9 protein-coding genes are annotated in these 12,037 nt (G+C 74.6%); all 9 read right to left on the bottom strand.

Annotated elements, in window-relative coordinates; all coding sequences use genetic code 11:
- Positions 1 to 5: 5 nt before the first annotated feature.
- The 9 genes from ADL08_RS15860 to eccE all read right to left on the bottom strand — a co-directional run bounded on the left by ADL08_RS15860 (position 6) and on the right by eccE (position 11,998).
- Entirely contained in the window at positions 6 to 1,022 is a 1,017-nt protein-coding gene (locus tag ADL08_RS15860) for an ABC transporter ATP-binding protein (RefSeq protein ID WP_053643334.1), read from the bottom strand.
- On the bottom strand, positions 1,019 to 1,984 hold the full coding sequence (locus ADL08_RS15855) for an ABC transporter ATP-binding protein (RefSeq protein ID WP_053643332.1): 966 nt from the start codon (positions 1,982 to 1,984) through the stop codon (positions 1,019 to 1,021). Before ADL08_RS15855 ends, ADL08_RS15860 begins: the two co-directional genes overlap by 4 nt.
- Positions 1,981 to 2,961: an ABC transporter permease gene (locus tag ADL08_RS15850; protein ID WP_053643330.1), complete on the bottom strand. Its 981-nt coding sequence runs from the start codon at positions 2,959 to 2,961 to the stop codon at positions 1,981 to 1,983. The genes ADL08_RS15855 and ADL08_RS15850 overlap by 4 nt, the downstream gene beginning before the upstream one ends.
- Complete coding sequence (locus tag ADL08_RS15845) at positions 2,958 to 4,019, bottom strand: ABC transporter permease (protein ID WP_053643329.1); 1,062 nt, start codon at positions 4,017 to 4,019, stop codon at positions 2,958 to 2,960. The genes ADL08_RS15850 and ADL08_RS15845 overlap by 4 nt, the downstream gene beginning before the upstream one ends.
- 3 nt (positions 4,020 to 4,022) lie before the next feature.
- Positions 4,023 to 5,870, bottom strand: a complete 1,848-nt coding sequence (locus ADL08_RS15840) for an ABC transporter substrate-binding protein (RefSeq protein ID WP_053643377.1) — start codon at positions 5,868 to 5,870, stop codon at positions 4,023 to 4,025.
- A 192-nt stretch (positions 5,871 to 6,062) separates the two neighbouring features.
- Positions 6,063 to 9,107, bottom strand: coding sequence for an SCO5717 family growth-regulating ATPase (locus tag ADL08_RS15835; RefSeq protein WP_053643327.1), 3,045 nt, complete (start codon positions 9,105 to 9,107; stop codon positions 6,063 to 6,065).
- A 403-nt stretch (positions 9,108 to 9,510) separates the two neighbouring features.
- Positions 9,511 to 9,744 carry a DUF397 domain-containing protein gene (locus ADL08_RS15830; protein ID WP_053643325.1) on the bottom strand — a complete coding sequence of 78 codons (234 nt, stop codon included), beginning with the start codon at positions 9,742 to 9,744 and terminating at the stop codon, positions 9,511 to 9,513.
- 149 nt (positions 9,745 to 9,893) lie between these two features.
- Complete coding sequence (locus ADL08_RS15825; RefSeq protein ID WP_053643323.1) at positions 9,894 to 10,613, bottom strand: hypothetical protein; 720 nt, start codon at positions 10,611 to 10,613, stop codon at positions 9,894 to 9,896.
- Positions 10,610 to 11,998: a type VII secretion protein EccE gene (eccE, locus tag ADL08_RS15820; protein WP_199837018.1), complete on the bottom strand. Its 1,389-nt coding sequence runs from the start codon at positions 11,996 to 11,998 to the stop codon at positions 10,610 to 10,612. Before eccE ends, ADL08_RS15825 begins: the two co-directional genes overlap by 4 nt.
- Positions 11,999 to 12,037 lie beyond the last annotated feature (39 nt).

Below are 12,037 nucleotides of genomic sequence, written 5' to 3'. Positions count from 1 at the left end.
TCCGGTCAGTCCGCCTTCCTCCCCGCCACCCAGTGGCAGGCCACCGCGCCCGCCCCGCCGCCCGGCAGGACCGGCAGGTCCTCGCCCCGGCACCGGTCCGCGACCGCCGCCGCCGCGCCCGAGGCCAGGACCTGGCAGCGGACGTGGAAGCGGCACCCCGAGGGGATCCGCGACGGGTCCGGGGGCTCCCCGGTCAGCACCACCGGCTCCCCCTCGGACTCCGGGAGCACCGACAACAGCGCCCGCGTGTAGGGGTGCCGGGGGTTCGTCAGGACGGACTCCACCGGGCCCGTCTCCACGACCCGGCCCAGGTACATCACCGCCACCCGGTCCGCGATGTTCCACGCGAGGCCCAGATCGTGCGTCACCACCAGCGCCGACAGGCCCAGTTCGTCGCGCAGCCGCAGCAGCAGCGCCAGGATCTCGCCCCGTACGGACGCGTCCAGGGAGGCCACCGGCTCGTCCGCCACGATCAGTTCGGGCTCCAGGACCAGCGCGCCCGCGATCACCACCCGCTGCCGCTGCCCGCCGGACAGCTCGTGCGGATAGCGCAGGAAGAAGCGCTCCGGCGGGCGCAGCCCGGCCCGCGCGAGGGCCCCGGCGACGGCGGCCCGCTCGTCCCCCGCGTACCCGTGGATCCGCAGCCCCTCCGCCACCGCGTCGTACACGGTGTGCCGGGGGTTCAGCGAACCGCTCGGGTCCTGGAGGACCAGCTGCGCCCGCTTCCGGTAGGACTTCAGGGCCCCGGAGGAGTACGCCAGCGGCTCCCCGTCGAAGGCGACCGTGCCCGACGTGGGCCGGACCAGGCCGAGCAGCGAGCGGGCCAGGGTCGTCTTGCCGCAGCCCGACTCCCCGACGAGGGCCACGATCTCGCCCGCGCCGACGTCCAGGTCCACCCCGTCCACCGCCCGCGCGGGCGGCGCGCCGCGGCGTCCGGGGAAGACCACGCGCAGGTCCCGCGCCGACAGCAGCGCTCCGGTCGCCGTGCCCGTCTCCGGACGCGCGGAGGTGTCCGTACTCATGAAGCGCTCCCCACGTGCACGCAGGCGGCCCGGCGCCCCGCGCCCGCCTCCCGCAGTTCCTGGTCGAGGTCCCCGCAGGCGTCGAGCGCCACCGGACAGCGCGGATGGAAGGCGCACCCGCCGGGCAGGTCGGCCGGGTCCGGCGGGTCGCCCGGCAGACCGCGCGGCGCCCGCCGGGACGTGAGGTCCCCGATGCGCGGGAACGCCGAGGACAGCGCCCGCCCGTAGGGGTGCGCGGCCGCCTCGTACACCTCCCGCGCCGGACCCTCCTCGACGATCCGGCCCGCGTACATCACGGCGAGCCGGTCGCAGGTGTCGGCGAGGACCGCCAGGTCGTGGCTGATCATCAGGAGGCTGATGGACTGCTCGGCGACCAGGCCCTCGATCAGGCGCAGGATCTGCGCCTGGATCATCACGTCCAGGGCGGTCGTCGGCTCGTCCGCGACGATCAGCCGCGGATCGCAGGCGAGCGCCATCGCGATCATCACGCGCTGCCGCTGCCCGCCGGACAGCTCGTGCGGATACGCGGCGGCGCGGGCGGCGGGCAGACCGACGTGGTCGAGGAGCTCGCCGACCCGCTTGCGGGCCGCCGCCGGGGTCGCCCGGCCGTGCACGAGCAGCGGCTCCGCGATCTGGTCCCCGATCCGGTGCACCGCGTTCAGCGAGTGCATCGCGCCCTGGAAGACGATCGACGCGCCCGCCCAGCGCACGGCCCGCAGCCGCCCCCACGACATCGCGAGGACGTCCTCGCCGTCGAGCAGGATCTCGCCCTCCAGGCGCGCCGACGCCGGAAGCAGCCGGAGCAGCGCGAGCGCGAGCGTGGACTTGCCGCAGCCGGACTCCCCGGCCACGCCCAGCTTGGTGCCGGCCTCCAGGGTCAGGTCGACCCCGCGCACGGCGGGCACGGCCGCCGCGCCCGACCCGTACGTCACCTTGAGGTCCCGCACTTCCAGGAGGCTCATCGCCCCACCCCCAGCTTCGGGTTGAGCACGGACTCGACGGCCCGGCCGCACAGCGTGAAGGCCAGCGCGACCAGGGCGATCGCGATCCCGGGCGGGGCCAGGTACCACCAGTGCCCGGAGGAGACCGCGCCGGCCTCGCGGGCGTCCTGGAGCATCCCGCCCCAGGAGACCACCGTCGGATCGCCCAGGCCCAGGAAGGCGAGGGTGGCCTCGGTGAGGATGGCGGTCGAGATGCCGAGCGTGGTCTGCGCGAGGACCAGCGGCATCACGTTCGGCAGCACGTGCCGGGTCATGACGTGCCGGTGGCCGCCGCCGAGGGCGGTCGCCCGCTCGATGTACGGACGGGACTCCACCGCGATGGTCTGCGCCCGCACCAGCCGGGCGGTGGTCGGCCACGAGGTCACCCCGATCGCCAGGACCACCGTCCACATCGAGCGGGACATCACGGTGGCGAGCACGATCGCCAGGACCAGCGTCGGCATCACCAGGAACCAGTCGGTGATCCGCATGACGACGGTCGAGGACCAGCCGCCGTAGTGCCCGGCGACGATCCCGACCAGGGTGCCGATGGCGACCGAGAGGACCGCCGCGAGCAGACCGACGAGCAGCGAGATCCGCGCCCCCCAGATCAGCAGCCCGAGCAGCGGGCGCCCGAACTGGTCGGTGCCCAGCGGGAACTCGGCGCTCGGGGACTCCAGGGCCGTGCCCGGCGCCTTCGTCACCGACTGCACGTCGGCGCCGACGAGCAGCGGGGCGGCGAGCGCGAGCAGGGCGATCAGGACGAGCCCGGCGAGACCGTAGAGGCCGGCGCGGTGGGTGCGGTACCGCTTCCAGAAGCGGACCGCCGAGGCCTTGCGGCGCTGCCGGGCCAGGGAGGCCGCCGAGGGCGGCTTCCGCGCGGGCTCGGGGGCGGCTTCCGCCGGGGGCTCCGGGACGGGTTCCGGCGCGGGCGTCGTGGAGGTCGTGGAGGAGGTCATCGGCCCACCCGGGGGTCGAGCAGCGGATAGAGCAGGTCGGCGAGCAGGTTCATCAGGATCATCGCTCCGGCGAAGACCACGAACAGGCCCTGCACGAGCGGCAGGTCGGGCACGCTGAGCGCCTGGTAGAAGAGCCCGCCGAGCCCCGGCCAGGAGAACACCGTCTCCACCAGGATCGAACCGGCCGCCACGTGGCCCAGATTGATGAAGATCATGGTCACGGTCGGCAGCAGCGCGTTCGGCACGGCGTGCCGGCGGCGCACGGCGTCGTCGCGCAGCCCCTTCGCCCGCGCCGTCGTCAGGTAGTCGCCGCCCATCTCGTCCAGGAGCGAGGAGCGCATCACGAGCAGCGTCTGCGCGTAGCCGACCGCCACCAGCGTCACCACCGGCAGGACCAGGTGGTGGGCGACGTCCAGGACGTACGCGAGACCGGTCTCGCCCGTGCCCGACTCCATGCCGCCGGTCGGGAAGAGCCCCGGGACCGGTCCCGCGCCGACGGAGAAGACGATGATGAGGAGCAGGCCGAGCCAGAAGGACGGCACCGACCACAGGGTCAGCGCGATCCCGGTGTTCAGCCTGTCCCCGAGGCCGCCGTGGCGCCAGGCCGAGCGGGTGCCGAGCCACAGCCCGAGCGCCGAGTAGATCACCACGGCGACCCCGGTGAGCAGCAGCGTCGCCGGAAGCTTCTCCCAGATCAGCTCCCCGACGGGGGCGCGGAACTGGAACGAGGTGCCGAGGTCGCCCGTCAGGGCCTTCGCGCAGTAGTCGGTGAACTGCTGCCAGAGCGGCAGGTCGAGCCCGAACTGCCGCCTCAGCGTCGCCAGCTGCTCGGCCGACGTGGGCATGCCGTGGGTCATCGCCTTCACCGGGTCGCCGGGGATGATCCGGAACAGGAAGAAGCTGGTGACGAGCACGGCGAGGAGCGAGACGAGCGCGCCGCCCAGCTTCCCCGCCGCGTGGCGGAGGTAGCCGGAGGTGGCGCCGGTGCGGGGCGCGCCGCCCGTGGTGCGGGCCTGGTCGGCCCGCACCACGTCGGCGGGGGTGCTGGTCGTCGTCACGGACTACTCGCGGTCGTCGGCGGTGGACCGGCGGCGCAGGCCGAGGAAGACGCCGAGGCCGACCACGACCACCACGGCCGCGCCGATGCCGACGATCACCCCGGTGGAGGAGCCGCTCCCCTCGGACCCGCCGGAGGCGGAGGCCGCCGGCACGGCCGACCACCAGCTCCAGTAGCCGTCCTGGCCCCACAGGTTCCCGGCGGCCTCGGGCATGGTCGTGATGGACGCGATCTGGTCCGTGCGGTACGCCTCCAGGGCGTTCGGATAGGCCATGACGTTCATGTACCCCGTGTCGTACAGGCGGGACTGCATCCGCTTCACCAGATCCGCCCGCTTGGCCGCGTCGTACTCCACCGCCTGCTGCGCGTAGAGCCCGTCGAACTCCTCGTCGCAGATGAAGTTGTCGGTGGCCCCGCTGTCCTTCGGGGTGGCCGGGAGGGCGCCGCAGGTGTGGATGGAGAGCACGTAGTCCGGGTCGGGGTTGACCGACCAGCCGTCGAAGGCGAGGTCGTAGTCGCCCTTGACCCACGGGTCCGAGACGCTGTCCAGACACTCGACCTTCAGGCCGATGCCGAGCTTGCCCCACCACTCCTGGAGGTACTTGCCGACCGCCTTGTCGTTCGGGTCGGTGGCGTGGCAGAGGATCCGGAAGTCCAGCGGCCTGCCGTCCTTGCCGGCCCGCTTGCCGTCGGCGTTCTTCCGGTACCCGGCGGCGTCGAGGACCCTGGCCGCCTCCTCCGGGTCGTACGCCCGCTTCTGGTCCCCGTCGGGCCGCCAGAAGTACGTGCCGAAGCGGGGCGGGACGTACCCCTCGCCCTCGACGGCGTGGCCCTGGAAGACCTTGTCGACGAGGGTGGCGCGGTCGACCGCGAGGAAGAGCGCCTTGCGCACCGCCGGGTCGAGCAGCGCCTTGTGCCCGTTGCCGAACGTCTTCCCGTCCCGCGCCCGGGCGCCCGGGTTGGTGGCGAGGGCGAAGAAGCGGCGGCCGGGGGCGTCGTTGACCTTGATGTTCTTCTGGGCCTTCAGCGCGTCGGCCTGGGCCGGCGTCAGGTTCGGTACGAAGGACACCTCGCCCTTCTGGAGGGCGGCGACGGCGGCGTCCCCGTCCTTGTAGTACTTGAAGACCAGCTCGTCGAACTTGGGGGCGCCCCGCCAGAACTTCTTGTTCGGCTTGAGCTTGATGTACTGGTCGACCTTGTAGTCGGTGATGACGAAGGGCCCGTTGCCCACGATGGGGAACTGCTGGTCGTTGTTGAACTTCGAGAAGTCGCCGACCTTCTCCCAGACGTGCCGGGGCACGATCGGCACGTCGAGCGCGGTCATCGTCGCCTGGGGCTTCTTCAGCCTGATGACGAGGGTCCGCGGGTCGGGCGCGGTGACCTTCTCGAAGTTGGCCGTGAAGCTGCCGTTGGCGGTGGCGGCGTTCGGGTCGGTCATCATCTTGTTGAAGGTCCAGGCCGCGTCCGCGGCGGTGGCCTGCGTCCCGTCCGACCAGAACGAGTCCCCGCGGATCGTGTACGTCCACGTCAGCTTGTCGGGCGAGGGCTTCCACTCGGTCGCCAGGCCCGGGACCGCACGGGCGTCCTTCGGGTCGTAGTTCGTCAGGTACTCGTAGGCCAGGCGGTGGATGCTCGTCGAGGTGAGCTTCTGGGCGAGGAACGGGCTCAGCGAGTCGACGCTCTGCGAGACCGCCACCGTGAGGGTGGTGCCGCCGGGCTTGTCGTCCTCCGCCCGCGCGGTGCCGGGGACGACGACGAGCGAGGCGGCGGCGACACCGGAGGCGAGCAGGAACCGGAGGGCTCCGCGGGCTCTGCGGGCGGGCGCGGGACGGGGTGGAACCTTCGTGACCATGACCATGGGACGTGACCTCGCGTCGGGGTTTCTGTCGTGGATCTTGGGCTGACGGTGAGTGAAGCGAAGGTGTATCAGCGGTGGTCTGCCGTCGTCAACGATGACTCAAACCCCTTGTGGTCTGCGGGAACGCCAAGAGGCTCCGTATCGGAGAACCGATACGGAGCCTCATTGGTCTACTCCTGTGACGCCCTACTGTTGAGGGGCTGGCGGCGCCTGCGGAGGGGCCTGCGGGCCGGCCTGCGGAGGCAGCGGCTGCCCGGGCCGCTGCTCGGGAAGCTCCTGCGGCGGAACCTGCGCCGGGGCGGGCTGCTGCTGCCAGGCCGGGGGCACGCCCGGAGCACCCGGCTGGGCGGGCTGCGGCGGATAGGGCTGACCGGGGTACGGCGCCTGGGGCGCGTACGGCTGACCGGGTGCCGGGTGGCCGGGCGCGGCCTGGGCGGGTACGGGCTGGGCCGGGGCGAACTGACCGGGCATCGGGCCGGGCCCCTGCCCCGGCGCCGGGTACGCCTGCGGCGGGTAGGGCTGACCGGGCTGGGGAGCCTGGGGGGCGTACGGCTGCCCGGGGGAGGGCTGACCGGGCGCGAACCGGCCGGGCAGCGGCTGACCGGGCTGCCCCGGCTGGCCGGGCTGGCCGTGCGCTCCCGGCTGGGCCGGTGCGAACTGTCCCGGCTGACCTTGCGCGAACTGTCCGGGGGCCGGCTGCCCGGGGGCCTGCTGTGCGGCGTACGGCTGCCCCGGCACCCCCTGACCGGGATACGGCTGACCGGGGTACGGCTGGCCGGGGCCCGGCTGTCCCGGCATCGGCGGGGCCATGTGCGGAGGCACCGCGCCCTGGCCGTCGCCGGTCCACAGGCCCTGCGCCTGCTGCGCCCGTACGAAGTCCTCGGCCACCAGCGCCGACAGGTGGAAGTACGCCTCGCGGGTCTTCGGCCGCATCATGTCGAGGTCGACCTCGGCACCGGCCGCCAGGTGCTCGTCGAAGGGCACGACCACGACTCCCCGGCAGCGGGTCCGGAAGTGCTGCACGATGTCCTCGACCTTGATCATCTTGCCGGTCTCGCGGACCCCGGAGATGACGGTGAGGGAGCGCTGCACCAGGTCCGCGTAGCCGTGCGCGGAGAGCCAGTCCAGGGTGGTCGACGCGCTGGAGGCGCCGTCCACGGAGGGGGTCGAGATGATGATCAGCTGGTCGGCGAGGTCGAGCACCCCGCGCATGGCGCTGTAGAGCAGGCCCGTGCCCGAGTCGGTGAGGATGATCGGGTACTGCTTGCCCAGGACGTCGATCGCCCGCCGGTAGTCCTCGTCGTTGAAGGTCGTCGAGACGGCCGGGTCCACGTCGTTGGCGAGGATCTCCAGACCCGAGGGCGCCTGCGAGGTGAACCGGCGGATGTCCATGTACGAGTTGAGGTACGGGATCGCCTGCACCAGGTCGCGGATGGTCGCCCCGGTCTCGCGCCGCACCCGGCGGCCGAGGGTGCCGGCGTCCGGGTTGGCGTCGATCGCCAGGATCTTGTCCTGCCGCTCGGTCGCCAGGGTCGCGCCGAGCGCGGTGGTCGTCGTGGTCTTGCCGACGCCGCCCTTGAGCGAGATGACCGCGATCCGGTAGCAGGAGAGGACCGGCGTCCGGATCAGGTCCAGCTTCCGCTGCCGCTCCGCCTCCTCCTTCTTGCCGCCGAGCTTGAAGCGGGAGGCGGCGCCGGGGGTGCGGCTGGACTTGGGCTTCTGCTTGTTGTTCCGCAGCAGCCGGTCGGAGGAGAGCTCGACGGCCGCGTTGTACCCGAGCGGGGCGCCCGGCACGGACCGCTCCCGCTGGTCGTGCGTCACGGGCGAGGGCCAGGCGGCACCGGTCCGGGGGTCGACGGGCGGCTGCGCGTCGTACGGGGGCTGCGGCTGCGGCTGGGCCGGGGGAGCCTGCGGGGGCACGGCACCGGCACCGGGGTGCGGGTAGCCGTACCCGCCCGGCTCCCGGGCCTGCGGCGGCACGCCGCCGGGCTGCTGCGGATAGCCGTAACCGGGCTGCTGCGGGGGCGTCCCGGGGTGCGGGAAGCCGTAACCGCCCTGCGGGGCCGGGGCCGGGGGCGCGGGCTGGGGCGCCTGGGGAGGCCGCGGGGCCTGCGGGTAGCCGTACCCGCCGGGCTCCTGGGCCTGCGGGTAGCCGTACCCGCCGGGCTCCTGGGCCTGCGGCGGTACGGGGCCGGGCGCGGCGGGCGCGGACGCGGGCGACGGCCAGGCGGCGGTGGGCGGCAGCGGCGCGGCCGGGGGCACGGGCCGGCCCTCCGCGACCGGCGGCGCGGGCCACTGCTGCGCGGGGGCGGGCGCCGCGGGACGGAACGACGGCGGCAGCGGCGGCAGCGCGCTCCCGGCCTGCGGCGCGGGAGCCGAAGCGGCCTCGGGCGCCGGGGAGACCTGCTGCGGGGCGGGCTGCCCGGGGGCCGGGGCCTCCTCGGCGGGCAGGCCGCCGGGGGCGGCGCCGTCGGCGGAGACGAGGACGGGAGAGGCGTCGTCGGCGGTCGGACCGGTCTCGTCCGGGGTCTCGCCCGCGGCGGAGTCCGTCGTGTCCTCGGCGTCCCGGTCCGCCGGGGCCGGCGTGCCGTCGTCGTCCCCGGAGGCCCGTCCGGACGCGTCGGCGTCGCCGGTGGCCGGGTCGGCCGGCTCCTCCCGTACCGCGGTGGCGGGCGCGTCGCCGTCGGGCCGCTCGTCCGCATCGCCGGACGGCGGCTCGGCGGCGGCCGGACCCACCGTCGGCGCCGACGGCGCGGGATCCGCGTCCGAAGGATCCGCCGGGGCCCTGTCCTCGCCGTCCGCCGAGGCGGACCGCGCCGCCGCGGCGCGCTCCGCGATCTCCTCCATCTCCCGCCGCATCGTCACGGGGGAGAACCGCATCGTCGCGCCGCTCTCCAGGTCGCCGTCGCCGAAGGGCTGCGAGGACGCCTCCCCCGGCAGGGGCGCGACGGGGACGGACGCCGGGGCGGTCGGCACGGGGGACGCCGGCGGGTTCGGCCGGAAGCCGCCGGCGGCGGGCAGGCCGGGCACGGGGACCGGCGCGCCCGTGGGCGGCGGCGGGTACTGCTGTCCGGCGGCCGCGCCGGAGGCTTCGCCCGACGCGCTCTGCGCGTACCAGGCGGGCGGCGTGTAGTCGATGGTGAACTCGCCCGTCAGCTCCACGGGGTCCACGTCGGAATCGTCGGCAGGAGGGTTCCAACCCCCGTGGATGTCGTCCCGATCGCCGCTCACTCTGCCTCCTGGTGTGGTCGAGCACCCTTGTGCCGTCGTGGGTGGGGGCCACCGTTCACTTCCGATGGGCCCGGCTCTCCCCCTGGAGCACGGCGGACGGGTCCGAGGGTTCTCCTGCCGTGCCCCGGCCCAGCCTAATCGCCCCCGTCGCCACTCCGGCAGGCCCGTCCGCCCCTCGTGACCGTCCCCCGCGTCACACCGTGCCCCGAAGTGACACCGGTACGCCGGAGCGTGGAGGAGAAGGCGGACGAAACGGCACGACCGCGCACGGTTTCGGGCCCGCGACGACGGACCGGCGGCCGTGGGCCCCTTCGGCCGCACGACCGCCGGTCCGCGGAACCACCGGTCCGCGGAACCACCGGGAGATCCCCGGAACCCCCCGGCGCCCGAACGCCCCGACGCCTCAGCGGAGGTCGAACTCCCCGTCCCGCGCGCCCAGTACGAACGCCCGCCACTCGGCCTCGGTGTACCGCAGCACGGTGTCGTGGTCCAGCGAGGAACGCATGGCGACGCCTCCGCCCGGCAGATGGGCGATCTCGACACGCTCCTCGTCCGGGCTCGTGCCCGGGGCGCCCTGCCATTCGACGCCGGAGATGTCGAGGGCGTACAGCTCGTCCTTTTCCTGCGCGCTCCCCATGGGGATTCCTTTCGCTCACGGCCGGCCGAACGGCCCACGTCTCGCACGGTGCCGGGCCGTTCGCCGTGGCCCGGCGGTCACCGGGGCCATAGTAGGCAGCCCGGGTTCCGGGCGGGGGCGGTTCGGCCGCCCGCTCACCCGGTGGTGGCTCAGTCCATCCGGCGGGCCGTGCCGAGCAGGCCCGCCTCCGCGTCCGTGGGGCTCGTCATGACCCACTGCCGCTCCCCGCCGGAGGACCAGAGCGTGACCCCGTCCGCCAGCGTCGGCAGCGCCTCGACCTCGCCCCGCGTCAGTCCCAGGATGCCCCCGATCTGCTCCGCCTCCTGGGGGGAGACCCGCTGGACGCCCACGAGCGTCGCGGACCGCATGAGGCGCGGCGCCACCGGGCTGAGATAGGGGAGGAGGGTCAGCACCGACTGCCAGGGGGAGGAGACGACACGTCCGCGCGGCGGCCGCATGCCGCAGTCGCGCACCACCACGGCGGGGCTGCCGACGGTCGCGCCCAGCGGGGGCACCCGCCCCACGTCGTGGAGCGTGATGCACTCCAGGCCCGCCCCGGCCGCCTGCGCCAGGCCGACCCATCCGTGCGGGCGCCCGGTCTCCACCACCACCCGCGCCCCGGTGCCGGCCGCGCGCAGCGCCAGCACCTGCGCCGTCCACAGGCCGCCGACGAGCAGCACGTCGTACGGCGTCGAGCGGTGGAACCCCACCAGCTGCGACCGCCCCTCGGCGTCCTCGCCGATGACCACGCCGTCGTCGCCCACGGGCAGGGACAGGGCGGAGAGGTGGTCCGCGGGCAGGGTGTGCCCCGCGTGCCGCGGGCCGACCAGGCCGCGCGGTCGGCCCTGCTTGCGACCACGTCCGATCATCGGGCGCCTCCCAGCGGCATCGTCGCCAGTACGCCCGGCAGCTGTTCGCGGTCCAGGCGCAGCAGGCCGACCTTCGCGGCGCGCGCCGCCTGCTCCAGGGTCCGCCGCACGCGGACCAGTTCGTTGTCGGAGCCACCGGTGACCCGCACGTGGCCGTCGAGGTCCATGGCTCCCTGGCGCGTCCCGCGCCGGACGGTGAGGCTGAGCGTCGTGGCGTACGCGGGCACGGAGGTGAGCAGCGAGACCAGCCGGGGCAGCGGCGTCGCCCCCCGCCCGAGCTCGGGCCAGCGGCCGATCGCGTACGTGGTGTGCCAGCGGTCGTCGCACCGCCAGACCCGGGAGGTCTCGGCCGTCCGCCGCTGCGGCGCGGCGTCGGGCCGGCCCGCGCGGGCGGCGGCGCGCGGATTGGTGCAGACGGCCGTGGCGATGGTGGAGTTGAGTTCCTCCTGGTCCATCACGGTGGCCTGGAAACCCGCCCCCGTGATGCGGCTGGCCAGGTGGTCGGCGATCCGCACCAGACAGCGCTGCGCGCCTTCGAGGCCGCCGCCGCGGGCCTCCACGGCCTCCCGGCAGAGTTCGGGGTCCAGCTTCACGGCCACCCAGGTCAGCCGCAGCGCGGGGGCGCCGGTCCGCTCCTGGAGCGGGGCGTAGGAGAGCCGGGCCACGGCCTGCTGGGGGAGGTGGAGGGCCGGGGCCGGGCGCACCTGCTGCACCAGCTGCACCGACTCCACGACGATGTCGTCGACCTCCAGGGCGCCGCCCAGCACGGAGAGGGGGAAGGCGCGCGCGCCGAAGACCGGACGCAGCGCCGAGCCGCTCGCCTCGACGCGCAGCACGGCGGTCAGGAAGGTGCCGTCGCCCAGCATGCCGACGGTGCGGTGGTTGCGGTCGACGTAGGGCGAGGCGCGGAAGCCCGGCACGTTCTCGCCCACCGGGGCGAGGGAGGGGTCCGCGTCGGCCGCGGCGGGGGCGGCGGCGCTCCGGCGCGCGCGGAGCGCGAGCACGCTCCCCAGCCAGTCCTGTACGGCCTGTCCGCGGCGGCGTATCACGGCCAGCAGGACCAGGACGCCGGCGACGACGCAGGTGGGCACGAGCCAGAGGCCGCCCATCACCAGACCGACCGCGACGAGGGCCAGCGCCGACTCCACCAGGACGAGCTGCCGCAGCTGGAACGGACCCACCCGGGCGGCGCGCGACAGCGGACGCGGGGTGGTGGTCGCGGGGACATCCGGCGGAGCGGCCGTCGTTCGAACGTCGCCGCGGTCATTGCTGCGTTGCCGTCGGGAAGTTCCGGGTGCCGGGTCGCCGGCCTGCCCGTGCTGTGCACGCGTCGCCGTACCCGTCGCCACGTTGCCCCCTCGTGTCCGTAATAGCCGAATTCCCATGGGCGTTGACTGGGCGATCACCCTACCTGAGCAGTGGGA

The organism is Streptomyces sp. NRRL F-6492, assembly GCF_001280125.1.
Lineage (GTDB): Bacteria > Actinomycetota > Actinomycetes > Streptomycetales > Streptomycetaceae > Streptomyces.
This window is presented reverse-complemented; position numbering and strand designations above follow the sequence as displayed.